The sequence below is a fragment of the Parvibaculum sp. MBR-TMA-1.3b-4.2 genome, assembly GCF_053628815.1.
In genome coordinates this window covers 1,178,788-1,197,409 of sequence record NZ_JBRJHC010000001.1, presented here as the reverse complement: position 1 = coordinate 1,197,409, position 18,622 = coordinate 1,178,788, and the positions used below count along the sequence as shown (strand labels likewise).

Sequence of the window (18,622 nt, the reverse complement as noted above, 5' to 3'; positions counted from 1 at the left end):
GGCATAAACGCGCGATCATGACGACCTCACCGACAGACGATTCGACCGTACCCGCGCCGATGCCGACGCTCGGGCAGTTGATGCGCAACCGCGATCTCGTCTTCTATCTTTCCGGCCGTTTCGCCGCGACGCTGGCCATGCTGATCCAGTCGGTGGCGGTGGGCTGGCAGATCTACGATCTGACGGGCAGCGCGCTGGCGCTGGGCTTTGTGGGGCTTGCGCAGTTTCTGCCCATGGTGGTGCTGACGCTGCCGGCGGGCGACATTGCCGACCGGGTGGACCGCCGCCTCATCGTCGGCGCGGCGACACTGACGGAGGCTGCGAGCGCGGGCGCACTGATCTGGCTCACCGTGACGGGCGCGACGACACCGGGATATTTCTACGCCGTGCTGGTCGCCTTCGGCTGCGCGCGCGCCGTGATGGCGCCCGCCGCGCGCTCCTTCGTGCCGATGCTGGTGACGGCCCATGAATTGCCGCGCGCCATCGCCGTCAGCTCGTCGACCTTTCAGGTGGCGGTGATCGCGGGTCCGGCGCTGGGCGGTGCGATCTACATCTTCGGGCCGGCGGCGGCTTATGGCACCTGCGCGGTGCTCTTTGCGCTCTCCTGTCTCACCTTCTCGCTGATCCGCAAACCGCAGGCGGCGGAAGAGCAGCAGGGACCGGCCATCAGCGGCATCGAGCGCGTGATGGCGGGCATCGCCTTCATGCGCCGCACGCCCATCGTGCTGGGCGCGATCTCGCTCGATCTTTTCGCGGTGCTGCTGGGCGGCGCGGTGGCGCTGCTGCCGGTCTTTGCGAAAGACATTCTGCATGTCGGGCCGGAAGGGCTGGGCCTCATGCGCTCGGGCCCGGCCATCGGCGCGCTCCTTGTGAATTTCCTCATCATCTGGAAGCCGCCCTCGCGCCATACCGGCTTGTGGATGTTCGGCTGTATCGGGCTCTTCGGCGTCGCGACCATTGTCTTTGGCCTCTCCACGCATTTCCTGCTGTCGCTGGGCGCGCTGGTGGCGATGGGCGGGGCGGATATGGTGAGCGTCTATGTGCGCTCCACCATCATTCCGCTGGCAACCCCGCGCGTGATGCTGGGACGCGTCAGCGCGGTGGAAATGCTCTTTATCGGCGGGTCGAACGAACTCGGCGAGTTCGAAAGCGGCGTGACGGCGGCCTGGTTCGGCACGGTGCCCGCCGTCATCATCGGCGGGCTGGGGACGCTCGGCGTGGTGGGCCTGTGGATGTGGCTCTTCCCGGATCTCAGGAAGGTGGACCGGCTTGAGGATGTGAAGCCGCCCGCTCAATAATCACGTCATGGCCCGGCTTGTCCGGGCCATCCACGTCTTTCTTTCCTGCCGCCAAGACGTGGATGCCCCGCATGAAGCGGGGCATGACGGCTATTGGGAAGAGCTACCGGAAATTCGGCCCGTGCACCCAGGTCACCAGCGAGTGCCGCGTGCCGTTCGTTACCGGCGTGACGCGGTGGAGCGCATGGGAGGGGAAGAGGATCGCCATGCCGCGGTCGCGCGGCATCGCCTCGACGATGCCCGTTGCGTTGATTTCCAGATCGCCGCCTTCATAGGTCTCCGGCTGGGAAAGCTGCACCACGACGGAGAGCTTGCGGAAGCGGGAAAAGCCGGCGCCGCCGCGATCGGCATGCCAGTCGTAATGGCCGAGCGCATCCGCCCGGTAGCGGGTGAGCTGCAGCGCCTCGTCGAAGCCGCCCAGCACGAAATCGAACATCTCGCGATTGGCGTCGGCGACAAGCGTCATCATGCGCGTGAGCACCCACTGGTCCACGCGGTCGGCATCGAGCCAGACGAGATCGGCGCGGCGCACATCGGGTGCCGAGACCTCTCCCACCAACCCGCCATCCTCAAGCTCGCGCGTTTCGAAGCGCGCAATCAGGCGTTCGCATTCCTCCGGCGAGAGAATGCCGGGCAGCGTGACGTAATTGGGCGCGAGACGGTTGCCGTAACCGGCCTGCAAATGACCGGGAATGATTGCGGGACGCATGGGCGTGACATCCAAAGGCGGCCCCTGCCACCAAGGCTTTCGATATGGGGGGCAAAGGGCGGTTTTGGCAAGAGGGAAGGGTGGTGCAGGCGCGGACCCCCAACCAGCAGTGTCATCCCGGCGAAAGCCGGGACCCAATCCACGTTTCCCCGAATTGCAACGCGAGTGGATCCCGGGAACAAGTCCCGGGATGACGGCCTTCTTTGTGTTTTCAGGAGAAACCGAAAGGCACAGCTGTCGTCCCGGCTTTCGCCGGGATGACACCTGCTTTACCTGTTAGCGTCTTTTACCCCGTCAGCGCGCCCGCCACGATCGCCACCAGGATGATCAGGCCGAAATCGCGGTTGGACTTGAAGAGCGAGAGGCAGAGCTGGGGGTCTTCCGTGTCGAGGCGGAGGATCTGCTGCACAAGGTGGAGAACGCCGAGCGGCCAGAGAATGTAGAAGCCCCAGCCGAGCCCGGCGGCGAGCCCGGCGAGCAGCAGGCCTAGAGCCGTGAGGCCATAGAAGAGCCACATCCAGAGCACCGTCTCGCGCCCGAAGCGCAGCGCGGTCGATTTCACGCCGATCAGTGCGTCGTCTTCCTTGTCCTGATGCGCATAGATCGTGTCGTAGCCGATGGTCCAGGCAATGCCGGTGACATAAAGGATGACCGGTGCCAGCGCGAGGCTGTCCGTCACCGCGGCCCAGCCCATCAGCGCGCCCCAGTTGAAGGTGAGGCCGAGCCAGGCCTGCGGCCAATAGGTGATGCGCTTCATGAAGGGATAGGCGGCAATGAGCGCAAGCGAGGCGATACCGAGCCCGATGGCAAAGGGCGTGAGCAGCAGCAATATGCCGAGGCCGATGAGGCATTGAAGCGCCAGAAAGGCCCAGGCCATTTTGAGGCTGACGGCGCCCGACGGAATGGGGCGCGAGCGCGTGCGCGCGACCTGCGCGTCGAAATCGCGGTCCACGATGTCGTTATAGGTGCAGCCCGCGCCGCGCATGACGAACGCGCCGACGCCGAAGAGGACCATCAGCCAGATATTGGGCAGAAGGTCGGCGGCAAGCGCGATGGACCACCAGCCCGGCAGCAGGAGCAGCCATGTGCCGATGGGCCGGTCCGCGCGGGCAAGTCGCAGATAAGGCCGCGTGAAGGCGGGCGCATAGGCGTCCACCCAGTTTTCCGGCGCGGCGTCCGCCACTCTGTCCTGCATCGTCTGCTCGTCTGTCATGGGTCGATGTGTATTACAGTGTCGGGCACTTCGCCACGCAATAGCGCAGGCAGATGATGCTTGAGCGAGGTCGGGAAGATCGTATCGGGGCTGGCGAGAAGCGCGGCGGGCTCCCACCATCTCATGGTCTCGATCACCTCGCGTTCGTTGTCTTCGAGGCCCTGATGTGTGAGCTCGGTGGTGAGGGCGTTGGCGAGGAAGAAGGTTTCCTGCAACAGACGCTTCTCGCCATGCACGGTCAGGACATGCTCCGTGTACCAGACGGGCGGGCCGAGCCTCGCTGTCGTCTCGTCGAGGCCGGTCTCTTCCTTGAGTTCGCGCCGGGCGGCCTCTTCCAGTGTCTCGCCCTCATCGACCGCGCCGCCCACCGTGACCCAATAGGCCTCGCGCAGAACCGCGCCGTCCGGCCCGCCGACATTCGGGTCATGCATGCGCACCAGCAACAGCCGCCCGTCCGGCGAGAAGGGCAAAAGGCGGGCGGTGGGCCTTGTCCGGATTTCGCTCATGACCTCCCTCTTATCCTGATCTTTCGTCCGTGCGACACTCGACCCTCCCGATTCATCAGGCAAGCCTTCATGCAGGACGATAAAGACAGCCCCCCACATCATGCACCCACTCATTGTGCGACCGGCAAGACGCGGCTTTATGTCGAGGAAGCGCTCGCGCAAGGCGCGTCGCTGACGCTCGGCAAGGACCAGTCTCACTACATCGTGAATGTGATGCGCATGGGCGAGGGGGCGCGCGTGCTCCTTTTCAACGGGCGCGACGGGGAATGGGCGGCGCAGATCGAATCGGCCTCCAAAAAGGCGGCGACGCTGGCCGTGGAGACGCGGACGCGGGCGCATGAACCGCTGCCCGATATCTGGCTTCTTTTCGCGCCCGTGAAGAAGGCGCGGCTCGACTTCATCGCGCAGAAGGCGACGGAAATGGGCGCGAGCGTCATCCAGCCCGTGCAGACGCGGCGCACCATCGTCTCCCGCGTGAAGGATGAGCGGTTGCAGGCCAATGTGGTGGAAGCCGCCGAGCAATGCGGCCTCGTGGCGGTGCCGGAAGCGCGCGAAATGGAAAAACTCGACGCGCTGATCAAGCGCTGGGACGAGATCGCGCCGGGGCGCCATATCCTGTTCTGCGACGAGAGCGAGGAGCCGGGCGGCGCGCGGGGCGTGCTGGAACGGCTGGAAAAGGAAGGCCTGAAGGGCAAGCCGCTGGCGGTGGTCGTCGGCCCCGAAGGCGGCTTCGCGCCGGAGGAACGCGAGATGCTGCGGGCGCGAAAAGACACGACTGCGCTCTCCCTCGGCCCCCGCATCATGCGGGCCGACACCGCCGCCATTGCCGCGCTCGCCGTGACCGGGCTCATCCTGGGGGATTGGTGAGGGGCAGCGGGGGCTTGCCTCTTTGCCCATCCGCTCCTACATCTTGGCGAACTGAAAGACCGGATCACTTCTGGGGGCTCTGCTCGGGAAGCGCCGGCCGCTAAAGCCGAGTAAGGCGGAAAGTCCGGGAAGGGGCCTATATGAGTATCCTGGTTGCAGGGCCTGAGCCCATTTCGAGCCGCGACGATCTGATCTGGGCGCTGGAGCGCGGCAACAAGCCGAAGGCGGACTGGCGCATCGGCACAGAGCACGAGAAATTCCCTTTCCGCCTGAAAGACCGCTCGCCCGTCGCCTATGACGGGGAACATGGCATTCGCGCGATTCTCGAAGGCATGCAGCGCTTCGGCTGGAAGCCCATCGAGGAAGGCGGCTATCTGATCGGGCTGGAAGGCGACGGGCTCGGCAATATTTCGCTGGAGCCGGGCGGCCAGTTCGAGCTGTCGGGCGCGCCGCTGGAAAATCTCCACCAGACCTGTTCGGAAGTGCATGACCACCTCGCGCAGGTGAAGGAAGTCGCCGCCGAGCACGATATCGGCTTTTTGGGGCTCGGCTTCACGCCCAACTGGCGGCGCGACGAAATTCCCGTCATGCCCAAGGGCCGCTACAAGATCATGACCGAGTACATGAAGAAGGTCGGGACCATGGGTCTCGACATGATGTACCGGTCCTGCACGGTGCAGGTGAACCTCGACTTCGCGTCGGAAGCCGACATGGTGCAGAAGCTGCGCGTCGGGATCGCGTTGCAGCCGCTGGCGACCGCGCTTTTCGCCAATTCTCCGTTCACGGAAGGAAAGCCGAACGGCTATCTTTCCTATCGTTCGCATGTCTGGACCGATACGGACAATGAGCGCGCCGGCATGGTGCCTTTCGTTTTCGAGGAGGGCTTCGGCTTCGAGCGCTGGGTCGACTATGCGCTCGATGTGCCGATGTATTTCGTCTATCGCGACGGGAAATATATCGATGTCACCGGCCAGTCCTTCCGCGACTTCCTGAAGGGCGAACTGCCGGGCATGAAGGGCGAGCTGCCCACGCGCGGCGACTGGAACAACCATCTGACGACGATCTTCCCCGAGGCGCGCATCAAGAACTATATGGAAATGCGCGGCGCGGATGGCGGGCCCTGGAGCCGCATCTGCGCGCTGCCCGCCTTCTGGGTCGGCCTCATGTACGACCAGAATTCGCTCGATGCCGCCTGGGACCTCGTCAAGGACTGGACGGACGAGGAGCGCCAGACGCTGCGCAATGAAGTGCCGCGCCTGGGGCTCAACACGCCGTTCCGGCAGGGTACGCTCGGCGACGTGGCGAAGCAGGTGCTGAATATTTCCCGCGCAGGGCTCACGGCGCGTGCGCAGGGCGACGGCGCCGGCGCGGACGAGACGATCTTCCTCTCCACGCTTGAAGACATCGTGCATCTCAATCGCACGCCCGCGGAAGAACTGCTCGCGCTCTATAACGGCCGCTGGAACGGCTCGGTGGCGCCGGTCTTCGACGAGTTCGCGTTTTAGAAGTTTTTCTTGAGGGGGCGTCATGCCCCGCTTTATGCGGGGCATCCACGTCTTCTCGGCGGTAAGTCGTGGATGGCCCGGACAAGCCGGGCCATGACGGGAAAATGGGGGAGCCCACCTTCAGTCAAGCCACCATCGGGACGGAAGAGTTCTTCCGCCTGCGGAGCGACGGGGAGATGAACGAGTTCGTGGAGCGGCTTTAGGGATTGGTGTCGTCCCGGCCTTGTGCCGGGATCCAGGGGCAACTGATTCAGTGCTTGCGGCCCTGGACCCCGGGACGAAGCCCGGGGTGACAGCATAGGTTGGCGCAGTGGCAAGGGATGAAGCGAGTGGGTCCCGGCCTCGTCCACATGCATGGAGGGCCGGGATGACACCTGGCTTTTTGCGCCGCTTACGCCGCCTGCGCCGTGCCGCCGACCGTGAGGCCGTTCACCAGCAGTGTCGGCTGGCCGACGCCGACGGGAACGCCTTGGCCGCCCTTGCCGCAGGTGCCGATGCCGGGGTCGAGCTTCATGTCGTTGCCGATCATCGAAACGCGGGTCAGCACGTCCGGGCCGTTGCCGATGATCGTCGCGCCCTTGACCGGTGCGCCGATCTTGCCGTTCTCGATCATGTAGGCCTCGGTGCAGGAGAAGACGAACTTGCCCGACGTGATGTCCACCTGACCGCCGCCGAAGGAGACGGCGTAAAGACCCTTCTTCACCGAGGCGAGGATTTCGCCCGGGTCCTTGTCGCCCGAGAGCATGTAGGTGTTGGTCATGCGCGGCATGGGCTGATGCGCGTAAGATTCGCGCCGCCCGTTGCCGGTGGCGGCCATGCCCATGAGGCGGGCGTTCAGACGGTCCTGCATATAGCCTTTGAGGATGCCGTCCTCGATGAGGACCGTGCGCGAGGTGGGCGTGCCTTCATCGTCCACGGTGAGCGATCCGCGCCGGTCGGCCAGCGTGCCGTCATCGACGACGGTGATGCCGGGCGCGGCGACGCGCTCACCCAAGAGCCCTGCGAAGGCCGACGTCTTCTTGCGGTTGAAATCGCCTTCGAGCCCGTGGCCGATCGCTTCATGCAGCAGGATGCCAGGCCAGCCCGGGCCGAGCACCACGTCCATTTCGCCCGCGGGCGCGGCGACGCTGTCCAGATTGGTGAGCGCCTGACGCAGCGCCTCGTCCACCTGGGAGCGCCACTGGTCGGGCGCGATGAAGATGTCGTAGCCCATGCGCCCGCCGACGCCATAGGAGCCCGTCTCCTGCCGCTCGCCTTCGCCGACCGTGACGGAAACATTGAGGCGGACGAGGGGGCGGATGTCGCGGACGATGGCGCCGTCCGCGCGGATGATCTCCACCGCCTGCCATTCGCCGGCCAGCGAGGCGGAGACCTGCTGCACGCGGGGGTCCTTGCCGCGCGCATAGGAATCGATTTCGGCGAGAAGCTTCACCTTGTCCTCGAAGCTCTGCGCGCCGAGCGGGTTTTCGTCGGAATAAAGATGCGTGTTGGTGCGCGCCGGGCCTTCGGCCAGCGTGAAGCTGCCGCCCTGTTTCACCGCCTGCACGGCGTCGCTCGCGCGCTTCAGCGCCTCTTCGGACAGTTCAGAGGCATGGGCATAGCCGGTCGATTCGCCCGCCACGCAGCGCAGCCCGAACCCCTGCTGCGTATCGAAATTCGCCGTCTTGAGGCGGCCATCGTCGAAACCGAGAGCTTCGGACTGGCGGAATTCGAGGAAAAGCTCGCCATCGTCCGAGTTGTGCAGCGCCTCCCCGACCTGCGCCTCCACGCGGGAGCGGTCGAGGCCGGTCTGGCTGAAAAAGAGATCGTCGGAGTCGGTGGTCATGGGTGTCTGCTTTCGAGGCGAATGGGGTGCTGTTCTCAGATTCAAGCGCTGGATTGCCGGGTCAAGCCCGGCAATGACAACCTTATGTAGTTATGTCATGCCCGGACTGGATCCGGGCATCCAGAGGCGGCAAGTCGAAGAGCTGACTGTTTCTCCGGGCCACTCTCCATAACAACGACATTACGGCGTTTTCTGCCCTTCCAGCCAGTCTTCCACCGGCACCAGCCGGCGGGGCAGGCCGGAGAGATCGCAAGGGACCGTCTGGCCGCCGCAGGAATAGAGCGGGTATTGCACGACGCGCAGCGTCTCCAGATCGACGAGGAAGACGCCGTTGATTCGCCCGAACCACTGGTCCCACTCATTAAATCCCCAGTTTTCCCAGCCCGGGGGCGGGGCATTCGTCACATCGCCCACCATGTCGGGATGGGCGGCGCAGAACCCCACGACGCAGCGGCCCGGATCGCGCGGATCCAGCCAGGGCGCGGCCTCGGCGATGAGTTCCGGCGCGGCGGCGCCGTTGCGGGGCAGGTGGAGACCCGCGGAAATCCGCCGTCCGTGGTGGAAGTGAATCAGGGATTCGTCACGCATAACTGGCCTTTCGGGCTGCGAATGCATCCGGCTGTCGACTGATTCCAATGTAATGCCTGGGGGGTGCCGGGGCCAGCGGGGCGTCAGAAAAGCGCGCCAAAACCCCCTTAATTATTAGGGTTTTTGAAATACGCAATGCGACGAATTAACATGTCCGTTGTGGCAAAACGTCGCAAAGCCTTGCAGGGCATCTGGCGGCTGGCGCGCGCGGGACTATACTCCTGCGCCAAGGGAGGTTACGGCAGCGGCGATCGCGTATTCGCGTGAAGGGGAACGTGTCCGCTGTCCTCCAAATTGAGGGGCAATTGCCGCTCTAGGGCCATTTCAATCGCCGGAAGATCGTTTTGGGCGCTTGCGATGGCGCAAGGTTTATGGTTTCTGACGCCCGAGATGCGCCTGGAATACCGGGCGACGGGGGTAAGCGACATTGAAGCGGTATGAGGCAGGCCCAAGGCCGCCCTTTCGCGGCGCCCCCGAGGCAAGTCGCTGGACTGGAGTGGAAATGCTGGGGAAAAGCATGCGGTTTCTGATCGGTTTCGCGCTCGTGGCACTGTTTTTGGCCACCGGGCACTTCGACGGCTTTATCGGGTCGGCCCTGGCCAATCCGGTGGATGGCGGTATCACGCTGCAGCCCGCCGCGACGACCGTCGCGGACGACATCCACATCTTTCACAACGACATTCTTCTCCCCATCATCACGATCATCGTGGTCTTCGTGGCCGCCCTGATGGCGATCGTGGCGGTGCGCTTCAATCGCAAGGCCAACCCGACGCCGTCCAAGACCTCGCACAATACGCTGCTCGAGGTCGCCTGGACCGTGATCCCGGTGATGATCCTGGTGGCGATCGCCATTCCTTCCTTCCGCCTTCTCTACAAGGAAGTGGTCATTCCGCCGTCCGACCTGACGGTGAAGGCGATCGGGCATCAGTGGAACTGGTCCTACGAATACCCCGATGACGGTATCGATATCCTGAGCATCATGAAGGACGATGCGGATCTGAAGCCGGGCGAGCCGCGCCTCTTCACCGCCGACGAACCGATGGTCGTGCCGGTGAACACCACCGTGCGCGTGATCGTGACGTCTTCCGACGTGATCCATTCCTTCGCGGTGCCCGCCTTCGGTGTGAAGGTGGACGCCATTCCGGGCCGTCTCAACGAGACTTGGTTCCGGGTGGACAAGACCGGCATGTATTACGGCCAGTGCTCGGAGCTTTGCGGCACCAATCACGCTTTCATGCCGATCAATATCAAGGTCGTCTCCAAGGACGACTACAAGGCCTGGGTAGCGACGCAGACGGCTTCCGCCGACACCGACAACAAGGTGAAGCTGGCCGATGCGACCGCGGCGACCGCGGTCCGCTGAGGCCAAAGACCGCTTTAGGCAAGTTCGCGAACAAGTGTTGAGAAACGAAGGGTAGAAATATGGCAGGGCAAGCTGCTGGCGCGCACGCCGAACACGAGGATCATCCCACCGGTTGGCGCCGTTACCTTTATTCGACGAACCACAAGGACATCGGCACGATGTACCTGTTGTTCGCGATCATGGCCGGCGTGATCGGCGGCGCTCTCTCGGTCGCCATGCGCGCCGAGCTGATGGAGCCGGGGATCCAGATCTTCTCGAACGTCGAGCTCTATAACGTGTTCATCACCGCGCATGGTCTCATCATGATCTTCTTCATGGTGATGCCCGCGATGATCGGCGGTTTCGGCAACTGGTTCGTGCCCATCATGATCGGCGCGCCGGACATGGCCTTCCCGCGGATGAACAACATCTCGTTCTGGCTTCTCGTGGCGGCCTTCGGCCTGCTCGTCGTCTCGCTCTTCGTGCCCGGCATGGTCGGCTCGAACGGCTTCGGCGGCGGCTGGACGATCTACCCGCCGCTTTCCACCACGGGCTCGCCCGGACCGGCCATGGACTTCGCGATCCTGTCGCTCCATCTCGCCGGCGCCTCGTCGATCCTGGGTGCGATCAACTTCATCACCACCATCTTCAACATGCGCGCCCCGGGCATGACGCTGCACAAGATGCCGCTCTTCGTCTGGTCGGTGCTCGTGACCGCCTTCCTGCTGCTGCTGGCCCTGCCGGTTCTCGCAGGCGGCATCACCATGCTGCTGACGGACCGCAATTTCGGCACGACCTTCTTCGAGCCCTCCGGCGGCGGCGACCCGATCCTGTTCCAGCATCTGTTCTGGTTCTTCGGTCACCCCGAGGTGTACATCATGATCCTGCCGGGCTTCGGCATGATCAGCCAGATCGTCTCGACCTTCTCGCGCAAGCCCGTGTTCGGCTATCTCGGCATGGCCTACGCCATGGTTGCGATCGGCGTGGTGGGCTTCATCGTCTGGGCGCATCACATGTACACGGTCGGCCTTTCGGTCAACACGCAGGCCTATTTCGTCGCGGCCACCATGGTGATCGCGGTGCCGACGGGCGTGAAGATCTTCTCCTGGATCGCCACGATGTGGGGCGGCTCCATCGAGTTCAAGGCGCCGATGCTCTGGGCCTTCGGCTTCATCTTCCTGTTCACGGTCGGCGGTGTGACGGGCGTCGTGCTCGCCAATGCCGGTGCGGACCGCGTGCTGCATGACACCTATTACGTGGTGGCGCATTTCCACTACGTGCTGTCGCTCGGCGCCGTGTTCTCCATCTTCGCGGGCTGGTACTACTGGTTCCCGAAAATGTTCGGCTACATGTATTCCGAGTTCTGGGCCAAGCTGCACTTCTGGGTCACGTTCATCGGTGTGAACATGATCTTCTTCCCGCAGCACTTCCTCGGCCTGCAGGGCATGCCGCGCCGCTATGTGGATTATCCGGATGCGTTCGCCTTCTGGAACTTCATCTCCTCCATCGGTGCCTATATCTCGGCAGCCGCGCTCGGCATCTTCTTCATCGGCATGGCGCTCGCGTTCATCCGCAAGCAGAAGGCAGCCGACAATCCGTGGGGCGAGGGCGCAACGACGCTGGAGTGGACGCTGTCCTCTCCGCCGCCCTTCCATCAGTTCTCCGAACTGCCGCGGATCAAGTAAGAACGAAACGCTTTCCGGCCGGGGCAACCCGGCCGGAGCATCTTCGTCCCTCCCCGTTTGCGGGGGCGGACGGTTTGAATTCGGAAACGAGTTTTCTCAAGACAATGCTGGGGACCGGCCTCTAAATGTCCGATACGGCCTTCACAGATACGAAATTCGCCGACGGCTCCATCGCCTCCGCTCAGGGCGGCATGGGCACGGCCGGGGATTTCTTCGAGCTGCTGAAGCCGCGCGTCATGTCGCTGGTCATCTTCACCGCGCTGGTGGGCCTTGTCGTGGCGCCGGGCGGGATCAACCCGGTCATCGGCTTCACCGCGCTGTTGTGCATCGCCGTGGGGGCAGGGGCCTCCGGCGCGCTGAACATGTGGTACGACGCCGATATCGACGCCCGCATGACGCGCACCAGAACGCGCCCCATTCCGTCGGGCCGCGTGACGCCGCAGGAAGCCGCCGTCTTCGGCACGGTAATGGCGGCGGGCTCGGTCTTCGTCATGGGCGCGCTGGTGAACTGGACGGCGGCCGCGTTGCTTGCCTTCACCATCTTCTTTTATGCCGTCGTCTATACGATGTGGTTGAAGCGCTCCACGCCGCAGAACATCGTGATCGGCGGCGCGGCAGGCGCTTTCCCGCCCATGATCGCCTGGGCGGCGGTGACGGGCGATGTGTCGCTCCAGTCGATCTCTCTCTTTCTCATCATCTTCATGTGGACGCCGCCGCATTTCTGGGCGCTCGCGCTCTGCAAGTCGGGCGACTATGAAGAGGTGGGCGTGCCGATGCTGCCCGTCGTGGCGGGCGAGCGCGAGACGCGCCGCCAGATCATGCTCTATTCGCTGCTGCTGGTGCCCGTCACCCTGTCGCCGGTGGCGCTCGGCTTTGCCGGATGGCTCTATGCAGGCGTGACGACAGCCCTCGGTCTCATTTTCCTGGCGCTCGCCGCGCGCCTGGCGCGCACCGCGCCGGCGGCCGATGGCGACATCACGGCCCGGAACAAGGCCGCGATGCGGCTTTTCGGATTTTCGATCCTTTATCTCTTCCTCATCTTCTCGCTCCTGCTGGTCGAGAAGATGGCGGGGATTGCGCCGGTCTTTTCATGAGCGGCGAGGAAGAGACGACAGAAGAAGCCCGGGAGCGGAACCGCCACAAGATCGAGGCGCCGCACTGGGATGAGGCAATGGTGAAGCGCCGCAGGCAGCGCAATGTCGCGATTGCCTGGGTGCTGGTGGCTTTGGTGGTGCTGTTTTTCGTGGTCACCATCGCCAAGCTCGGGGGCAATATCGCAAGCCGTCCGTTGTGACGGGGTGCGCTGCCTTCCAAGCGCGATATAATCGGACTGGTATATGCCGGTTTCTTGGGGCGCCCGGAGCGCCCGGAAACGTGAAGTGGAGATGAGGGGAAATGGCTGACGCCCACAGCAAACATCACGACTATCACCTGGTCAATCCGAGCCCCTGGCCGTTTGTCGGTTCGGTCGGCGCCTTTGTGATGGCGGCCGGTGCGATCGAGTGGTTCCATGGCGCGCAGCCCTGGTTCGCGCTGATCGGCCTGGCCATCGTGCTCTACACCATGTTCGGCTGGTGGCGCGATGTGATCCGCGAAGGCAATCAAGGCGATCATACGCCGGTGGTGCAGCTTCACCTGCGCTACGGCATGATCCTGTTCATCGCGTCGGAAGTGATGTTCTTCGTCGCCTGGTTCTGGGCCTTCTTCGATGCGAGCCTGTTTACCGGCGAGCACATTCAGGCCGCGCGCGTCGCCTTTACCGGCGGTCACTGGCCGCCCCAGGGCATCGAGGTCTTCGACCCCTGGCATCTGCCGCTGATCAATACGCTGATCCTGCTGACCTCGGGCACCACGGTGACCTGGGCGCATCACGCGCTGCTGCATGACGACCGCAAGGGTCTGGTGCAGGGTCTGCTGGCCACCGTCATTCTGGGCCTGATCTTCACCACCGTGCAGGCCTATGAATATCATCACGCCGCCTTCTCCTTCGCGGGCAACATCTATGGCGCGACCTTCTTCATGGCGACCGGTTTCCACGGCTTCCATGTGATCGTCGGCACGATCTTCCTGATCGTCTGCCTGATCCGCGCTGCGGGCGGCGCGTTCACGCCGAAGGCGCATTTCGGCTTCGAAGCGGCGGCCTGGTACTGGCACTTCGTGGACGTGGTCTGGCTGTTCCTGTTTGCCAGCATCTATATCTGGGGTTCGGCAGGCGGCGCGGCTGCCGCCGGGCACTGAATTCGCGCCGGGCGCTTTAAGCCGCCCGGACCGGGAACAAGAGGGGGCGGGGCCGCGAGGATGCGGGCCCGCCCCTTATCGTTTCGTACTCACCCGCTTGGAAGGGCATGGATATGGAAGAGAAAAAGGACGTCTCGCCGGTAAGCGCAGGGCTTCGCGCCCGCTGCCCGCGCTGCGGAGAAGGCCGGCTCTTCAAGGGCTTTCTCGACCTCAAGCCGAAATGCGATGTCTGCGACCTCGACTATGGCTTTGCCGATGCGGGCGACGGCCCGGCCGTCTTCATCATGATGATCGTGGGTTTCATCGTCGTCGGGCTCGCGCTCTGGGTGGAATTCACCTGGCACCCGCCCTACTGGGTCCACGCCGTGCTGTGGATCCCGCTCATCCTCATTCTGCCGCTCGGGCTTCTGCGCCCACTGAAGGGCTGGCTGGTCGCGCAGCAATACCGCCACTCCGCGCGGGAAGGCCGGCTGCACGATGTGGTGGAGACGCAGGATGACGGGGACGCGAAGTGAGCAACGGGATTTTCAGGCCGCTTCTCTGGCCCACGGTTCTGACGCTCGTCATGCTGCCCATCCTGCTCGGGCTCGGCACCTGGCAGGTACAGCGCTTGCACTGGAAGACGGATCTCATCGCGCGAATGGAAGCCCGCATGGCGGAAACGCCGCGTCCGCTGCCGCTGCGGAAGGACTGGGCCTCGCTCGATCTCGACAATCTCGAATACCGCCCCTTCACGGTCACGGGGCATTTCCTCAATGACCGCGAGATGCGCTATTTCACGCAGGATCGCGACACGAGCCAGCCCGGTTTTGCGCTCATCACGCCGTTGAAGCTGGACAGTCCGGGGGATGAGGGCGCCTATGTGCTGGTGGACCGGGGCTTCGTGCCGCAGGCGCTGGCCGATCCGGCAAAGCGCCCCGGCAGCGAGCCGGAAGGCGAGGTCACGCTGACCGGCTATCTGCGCCGGAGCGAAAAGCGCAGCGCCTTCTCCGCCGCCGACGATCCGCAGCGAAATATCTGGATGGTGCGCGATATCGCAACGATGGCCGAGGCCGCCGAGGTGAGCCCGGTCGCGCCCTTCCTGATCGAGGCGGACGGCAAGGTGCCGGACGGCACCTGGCCCAAACCCGGCCGGACCCGGATCGACCTGCCCAACAATCATCTCGACTATGCGCTGACCTGGTACGGTCTCGCGGTCGTGCTGCTGGGCATCTATATCGCCTTCCATGTGGCGCGGGGGCGGGTCGGTCGACCGAAGGGGTAGGGACGATATGCAGTCCCCAAGCCGACCCGTCATGGCCGGGCTTGTCCGGGGCATGACGAAAAACGTATGAAGTGAAAACCCATTCACATCATCGTTGCCGTACCTCCTTACCCCCGATTGCCTTCCTCACCGCGCGGCGATAGGTTACGCCGCGATTGGCGGGCGGAATGGATCGCCGTCCGGTCGAAATCCTTGGAGACGCCGGTGAAATATGTGAGCACGCGGGGCACGGCCCCGGAGCTTGAATTCGACGATGCGCTGCTGACGGGCCTTGCGCGCGATGGCGGGCTTTACGTGCCCGCCGAATGGCCGCGCCTTGGCAGCGGCGAGATCGAGGCGCTGGCCGGTCTTACTTACGAGGAAACCGCAGTCCGCATCATGGCGCCCTATGTCGACGGCGCGATCCCCGAAGACGAACTGGCCGAGATGGTGCGCGAGGCCTATGCGACCTTCCGTCATCGCGCGGTGACGCCGCTCGTCCAGACGAGCGCGAACGACTGGCTGCTGGAGCTTTTCCACGGGCCGACGCTCGCCTTCAAGGATGTGGCGATGCAGATCCTGTCGCGCATGTTCGACCATGTGCTGAAGAAGCGCGGATCGAAGATCACCATTGTCGGCGCGACCTCCGGCGATACGGGTTCGGCGGCGATCGAGGCCTTCCGGGGCCGCGAGACGAGCGACATCTTCATCATGCACCCGAAGGGCCGCGTGTCTGACGTGCAGCGCCGCCAGATGACGACGGTGCTGGACGCCAATGTGCACAACATCGCCATCGAAGGCTCTTTCGACGATTGCCAGGCGCTGGTGAAGGCGATGTTCAACGACCATGCCTTCCGCGACGAGGTTTCGCTCGCAGGCGTGAACTCCATCAACTGGGGCCGCGTGCTGGCGCAGATCGTCTATTACTTCACCGCCGCCGTGTCGCTGGGCGCGCCGGCGCGCTCGGTCGCCTTCTCCGTGCCCACGGGCAATTTCGGCGACGTCTTCGCAGGCTATGCCGCAAAGCAGATGGGCCTGCCGGTGGAACGGCTGATCGTCGCCACCAATGTGAACGACATCCTGGCGCGCACGCTCGCCACGGGGCGCTATGAAGTCGAAAAGGTCGTGCCCACCATGTCGCCCAGCATGGATATTCAGGTCTCGTCGAATTTCGAACGGCTGCTCTTCGACGCCTATGACCGCAAGGCGGAGGATGTGAGCCGCCTGATGCAGAGCCTTGCGCAGTCCGGCGCCTTCACTATGGACAAGGCGCAGCTCGAAACCATGCGCGCAAGCTTCGGCGCGGCCCGCGTGGACGAGGACGAAACGGCGCGCATCATGCGCGAGATGTGGGAGACGACCGGCGAGCTGGTCGATCCGCACAGCGCGGTCGGCCTCGGCGCGGCAGCGCGCGAGCGCGGGCAGCTTTCCACGCCCATGGTGACGCTGGCGACGGCGCATCCGGCGAAGTTCCCCGACGCGGTGGAAAAGGCGACGGGCATTCGCCCCGCGCTGCCCGAAAGCATGGCCGATCTCTTCGAGCGCGAGGAACGCCTCGACGCGCTGCCCAACGATCTCGGCGCGGTGCAGGCCTTCATCCGCGATAAAGCAAGAGCGGTGTCTGCCTGATGGCGGTGGAAATCACCACACTCGACAACGGCATGACGGTGCTGACCGATGCGATGCCGCATCTGAAAACGGCGACCGTCGGCATCTGGGTGGATGCGGGCGCGCGGCATGAAAGCCTGGCGCAGAACGGCATCTCGCACATGCTGGAGCATATGGCCTTCAAGGGCACGCAGCGCCGCTCCGCCCTCGACATCGCCGAGGAAATCGAGACGGTCGGCGGGCATCTGAACGCGCATACCACGCATGAGGCGACGGCCTATCACGCGCGCATCCTGTCGGAAGATACGCCGCTTGCGATCGATCTTCTCGCGGACATATTGCAGAACTCGACCTTCGATCCGCAGGAGATCGAGCGCGAGCGCGGCGTCATCCTGTCGGAAATCGGACAGGCGCTCGACACGCCGGACGATCTCGTTTTCGATCATCTGCTGGAAGCGACATTCCCCGGTCAGGCGCTGGGACGGCCCATTCTGGGGACGGAAGAAAGCGTGACGCGTTTCGACGGCGCGGCGCTTCGCGGCTATCTCGCCGAGCGGTATCACGCGCCGGGCATGGTGCTGGCGGGCGCGGGCGGGGTTTCCCATGCCGAGCTTGTCGATCTGGCGCAGGAGCGTTTCAACGCGCTTTCTCGCGAGAAGACGGGCGGCATGGAGGCAGCGCATTTCGAGCCGGGAGACCGGCGCACGGCGCGCGATCTGGAGCAGACCCATCTCGCCATTGCCTTCGAGGGCGTGCCCTATGGCGACCCGGATTATTATGTGTCTCAGGTTTTCTCCGGCGTGATGGGCGGCGGCATGTCGTCCCGCCTGTTCCAGGAAATCCGGGAGAAGCGGGGCCTGTGCTATTCGGTCTTCTCCTTCGCCTGGTCCTTCGCGGAGACGGGGCTTCTGGGCTTTTACGCCGGCGCCTCGCCCGACGACGTGGCCGAACTGGTGCCGGTGCTGGCCGGCGAGATGACGCGCGCCATGTCCGACATCACCGAGGAGGAGGTCGCCCGCGCCCGGGCCCAGATCAAGGCCGGCCTCTTGATGAACCTCGAATCCTCCTCCTCCCGCGCCGAGCAGATCGCCCGCCAATACATGATCCATGGCCGCGTGCCGGGCGAGGAAGAGCTGATCGCAGAGGTCGAAGCGGTCGATGCGGCGGCCCTCAGACGCTTTGCCGAACGCCTGTTGCGGCGCAGCGCGCCCGCCGTGGCGGCGGTGGGGCCGCTGGGCGGAAAAGGCGGCGGCCTTGAAAGCAGGGACCATATAGCGGCAAGATTCACCCCTTGAAGGGAATCCAGCGCCTGAAGCAGGCGCCGAGAGGGGTTTTAGCGGGGGGATCGTCGCATCATGGCATTTCTGAAATCCATTTCCCGGCCGGATAGCGCGCCCATGATTACGGGCGAGGGGGTCTATCTGCGCGGGCCGGAAAGCGACGACTATCCGCAATGGTCGACGCTGCGCGAGCGCAGCCGGGACTTCCTGAAACCCTGGGAACCGACCTGGCCGCATGACGACCTGACGCGCAATGCCTATCGCCGCCGCCTGCGCCGCTATGCGCAGGATGTGCGCGACGACCGCGCCTACCCCTTCTTCATCTTTCGCGAGCAGACTGGCGAACTGATCGGGGGCGTGACCATCTCGGGCGTCCAGCGGGGGGTGCAGCAATGCTGCTCGCTGGGTTATTGGGCGGGCGAACCTCATGCGGGCAGGGGATATACGACCGCGGCGGTGCGGGCGCTCATCCCTTACGTGTTCGAGGAACTGAAATTGCACAGGCTACAGGCGGCCTGTCTGCCGGAGAACGAACCCTCCAAGGCGGTGCTGCGGAAATGCGGTTTTCAGGAAGAGGGATATGCGCGGGGCTATCTCAGGATCGACGGGGCCTGGCGCGACCATGTCGTCTTCGCGTTGCTTCGCGACGACCCGCGCCCCTGAACGGAAACCCTCTGGGCGGAAGTCCCGTGACCGGAAATGATGTGAAAAGATG

General features: G+C 64.3%; 19 protein-coding genes. 14 read left to right on the top strand and 5 right to left on the bottom strand.

Going from position 1 to position 18,622, the window contains the following annotated elements; translation table 11 throughout:
* Positions 1-14 precede the first annotated feature (14 nt).
* Positions 15-1,298, top strand: coding sequence for an MFS transporter (locus ACSSVQ_RS05865; protein ID WP_454184656.1), 1,284 nt, complete (start codon positions 15-17; stop codon positions 1,296-1,298).
* Between the two features lie 103 nt (positions 1,299-1,401).
* On the opposite strand, the gene ACSSVQ_RS05860 is transcribed toward ACSSVQ_RS05865, so the two are convergent.
* The 3 genes from ACSSVQ_RS05860 to ACSSVQ_RS05850 all read right to left on the bottom strand — a co-directional run bounded on the left by ACSSVQ_RS05860 (position 1,402) and on the right by ACSSVQ_RS05850 (position 3,726).
* Complete coding sequence (locus ACSSVQ_RS05860; protein ID WP_454181420.1) at positions 1,402-2,007, bottom strand: 2OG-Fe(II) oxygenase; 606 nt, start codon at positions 2,005-2,007, stop codon at positions 1,402-1,404.
* 286 nt (positions 2,008-2,293) lie between these two features.
* Entirely contained in the window at positions 2,294-3,202 is a 909-nt protein-coding gene (gene ubiA, locus ACSSVQ_RS05855; protein ID WP_454181418.1) for a 4-hydroxybenzoate octaprenyltransferase, read from the bottom strand.
* Positions 3,203-3,216: 14 nt separating this feature from the next.
* The gene (locus ACSSVQ_RS05850) at positions 3,217-3,726 is read right to left on the bottom strand and encodes an NUDIX hydrolase (protein WP_454181417.1); all 510 of its coding nucleotides are present in this window, start codon (positions 3,724-3,726) and stop codon (positions 3,217-3,219) included.
* A gap of 69 nt (positions 3,727-3,795) precedes the next feature.
* On the opposite strand from ACSSVQ_RS05850, the gene ACSSVQ_RS05845 reads away from it, so the two are divergent.
* The 3 genes from ACSSVQ_RS05845 to ACSSVQ_RS05835 all read left to right on the top strand — a co-directional run bounded on the left by ACSSVQ_RS05845 (position 3,796) and on the right by ACSSVQ_RS05835 (position 6,301).
* Positions 3,796-4,593 carry a 16S rRNA (uracil(1498)-N(3))-methyltransferase gene (locus ACSSVQ_RS05845; RefSeq protein WP_454181415.1) on the top strand — a complete coding sequence of 266 codons (798 nt, stop codon included), beginning with the start codon at positions 3,796-3,798 and terminating at the stop codon, positions 4,591-4,593.
* 140 nt (positions 4,594-4,733) lie between these two features.
* Positions 4,734-6,098, top strand: coding sequence for a glutamate--cysteine ligase (locus tag ACSSVQ_RS05840; RefSeq protein ID WP_454181413.1), 1,365 nt, complete (start codon positions 4,734-4,736; stop codon positions 6,096-6,098).
* A 68-nt stretch (positions 6,099-6,166) separates the two neighbouring features.
* Positions 6,167-6,301, top strand: a complete 135-nt coding sequence (locus ACSSVQ_RS05835) for a hypothetical protein (protein WP_454181411.1) — start codon at positions 6,167-6,169, stop codon at positions 6,299-6,301.
* 188 nt (positions 6,302-6,489) lie between these two features.
* On the opposite strand, the gene tldD is transcribed toward ACSSVQ_RS05835, so the two are convergent.
* Both tldD and ACSSVQ_RS05825 read right to left on the bottom strand, forming a co-directional pair.
* Positions 6,490-7,923, bottom strand: a complete 1,434-nt coding sequence (gene tldD / locus ACSSVQ_RS05830) for a metalloprotease TldD (protein WP_454181410.1) — start codon at positions 7,921-7,923, stop codon at positions 6,490-6,492.
* 180 nt (positions 7,924-8,103) lie between these two features.
* On the bottom strand, positions 8,104-8,511 hold the full coding sequence (locus ACSSVQ_RS05825; protein ID WP_293325015.1) for a hypothetical protein: 408 nt from the start codon (positions 8,509-8,511) through the stop codon (positions 8,104-8,106).
* 517 nt (positions 8,512-9,028) lie between these two features.
* Between ACSSVQ_RS05825 and coxB the strand changes: the two genes are divergently transcribed.
* The 10 genes from coxB to ACSSVQ_RS05775 all read left to right on the top strand — a co-directional run bounded on the left by coxB (position 9,029) and on the right by ACSSVQ_RS05775 (position 18,570).
* The gene (coxB, locus tag ACSSVQ_RS05820) at positions 9,029-9,874 is read left to right on the top strand and encodes a cytochrome c oxidase subunit II (protein ID WP_293325018.1); all 846 of its coding nucleotides are present in this window, start codon (positions 9,029-9,031) and stop codon (positions 9,872-9,874) included.
* Between the two features lie 59 nt (positions 9,875-9,933).
* Positions 9,934-11,538, top strand: coding sequence for a cytochrome c oxidase subunit I (gene ctaD, locus ACSSVQ_RS05815; RefSeq protein WP_293325021.1), 1,605 nt, complete (start codon positions 9,934-9,936; stop codon positions 11,536-11,538).
* Between the two features lie 125 nt (positions 11,539-11,663).
* Complete coding sequence (locus ACSSVQ_RS05810) at positions 11,664-12,632, top strand: heme o synthase (protein WP_454181407.1); 969 nt, start codon at positions 11,664-11,666, stop codon at positions 12,630-12,632.
* Complete coding sequence (locus ACSSVQ_RS05805) at positions 12,629-12,832, top strand: hypothetical protein (RefSeq protein WP_293325034.1); 204 nt, start codon at positions 12,629-12,631, stop codon at positions 12,830-12,832. Before ACSSVQ_RS05810 ends, ACSSVQ_RS05805 begins: the two co-directional genes overlap by 4 nt.
* Before the next feature lie 101 nt (positions 12,833-12,933).
* On the top strand, positions 12,934-13,776 hold the full coding sequence (locus ACSSVQ_RS05800) for a cytochrome c oxidase subunit 3 (RefSeq protein WP_454181405.1): 843 nt from the start codon (positions 12,934-12,936) through the stop codon (positions 13,774-13,776).
* A gap of 113 nt (positions 13,777-13,889) precedes the next feature.
* The gene (locus tag ACSSVQ_RS05795) at positions 13,890-14,291 is read left to right on the top strand and encodes a DUF983 domain-containing protein (RefSeq protein ID WP_454181403.1); all 402 of its coding nucleotides are present in this window, start codon (positions 13,890-13,892) and stop codon (positions 14,289-14,291) included.
* Positions 14,288-15,040 (top strand): SURF1 family protein, encoded by a 753-nt coding sequence (locus ACSSVQ_RS05790; RefSeq protein WP_454181401.1) that lies wholly within the window; start codon positions 14,288-14,290, stop codon positions 15,038-15,040. The genes ACSSVQ_RS05795 and ACSSVQ_RS05790 overlap by 4 nt, the downstream gene beginning before the upstream one ends.
* A 204-nt stretch (positions 15,041-15,244) precedes the next feature.
* Positions 15,245-16,648, top strand: a complete 1,404-nt coding sequence (gene thrC / locus ACSSVQ_RS05785) for a threonine synthase (RefSeq protein ID WP_454181399.1) — start codon at positions 15,245-15,247, stop codon at positions 16,646-16,648.
* The gene (locus ACSSVQ_RS05780; RefSeq protein ID WP_454181397.1) at positions 16,648-17,922 is read left to right on the top strand and encodes a M16 family metallopeptidase; all 1,275 of its coding nucleotides are present in this window, start codon (positions 16,648-16,650) and stop codon (positions 17,920-17,922) included. Before thrC ends, ACSSVQ_RS05780 begins: the two co-directional genes overlap by 1 nt.
* 60 nt (positions 17,923-17,982) lie before the next feature.
* Positions 17,983-18,570: a GNAT family N-acetyltransferase gene (locus tag ACSSVQ_RS05775; protein WP_454181395.1), complete on the top strand. Its 588-nt coding sequence runs from the start codon at positions 17,983-17,985 to the stop codon at positions 18,568-18,570.
* The last annotated feature ends 52 nt before the right edge of the window (positions 18,571-18,622 follow it).

Excerpts from the sequence above, each read along its gene's own strand:
- ACSSVQ_RS05795 (WP_454181403.1), top strand. The coding sequence starts at position 13,890 with ATGGAAGAGAAAAAGGACGTCTCGCCGGTAAGCGCAGGGCTTCGCGCC.
- ACSSVQ_RS05805 (WP_293325034.1), top strand. The coding sequence starts at position 12,629 with ATGAGCGGCGAGGAAGAGACGACAGAAGAAGCCCGGGAGCGGAACCGC.
- ACSSVQ_RS05810 (WP_454181407.1), top strand. The coding sequence starts at position 11,664 with ATGTCCGATACGGCCTTCACAGATACGAAATTCGCCGACGGCTCCATC.
- tldD (WP_454181410.1), bottom strand. The coding sequence starts at position 7,923 with ATGACCACCGACTCCGACGATCTCTTTTTCAGCCAGACCGGCCTCGAC.
- coxB (WP_293325018.1), top strand. The coding sequence starts at position 9,029 with ATGCGGTTTCTGATCGGTTTCGCGCTCGTGGCACTGTTTTTGGCCACC.
- ACSSVQ_RS05860 (WP_454181420.1), bottom strand. The coding sequence starts at position 2,007 with ATGCGTCCCGCAATCATTCCCGGTCATTTGCAGGCCGGTTACGGCAAC.
- ubiA (WP_454181418.1), bottom strand. The coding sequence starts at position 3,202 with ATGCAGGACAGAGTGGCGGACGCCGCGCCGGAAAACTGGGTGGACGCC.
- ACSSVQ_RS05780 (WP_454181397.1), top strand. The coding sequence starts at position 16,648 with ATGGCGGTGGAAATCACCACACTCGACAACGGCATGACGGTGCTGACC.
- ACSSVQ_RS05845 (WP_454181415.1), top strand. The coding sequence starts at position 3,796 with ATGCAGGACGATAAAGACAGCCCCCCACATCATGCACCCACTCATTGT.
- ACSSVQ_RS05775 (WP_454181395.1), top strand. The coding sequence starts at position 17,983 with ATGGCATTTCTGAAATCCATTTCCCGGCCGGATAGCGCGCCCATGATT.
- ACSSVQ_RS05825 (WP_293325015.1), bottom strand. The coding sequence starts at position 8,511 with ATGCGTGACGAATCCCTGATTCACTTCCACCACGGACGGCGGATTTCC.
- ACSSVQ_RS05840 (WP_454181413.1), top strand. The coding sequence starts at position 4,734 with ATGAGTATCCTGGTTGCAGGGCCTGAGCCCATTTCGAGCCGCGACGAT.
- ACSSVQ_RS05800 (WP_454181405.1), top strand. The coding sequence starts at position 12,934 with ATGGCTGACGCCCACAGCAAACATCACGACTATCACCTGGTCAATCCG.
- ACSSVQ_RS05850 (WP_454181417.1), bottom strand. The coding sequence starts at position 3,726 with ATGAGCGAAATCCGGACAAGGCCCACCGCCCGCCTTTTGCCCTTCTCG.
- ctaD (WP_293325021.1), top strand. The coding sequence starts at position 9,934 with ATGGCAGGGCAAGCTGCTGGCGCGCACGCCGAACACGAGGATCATCCC.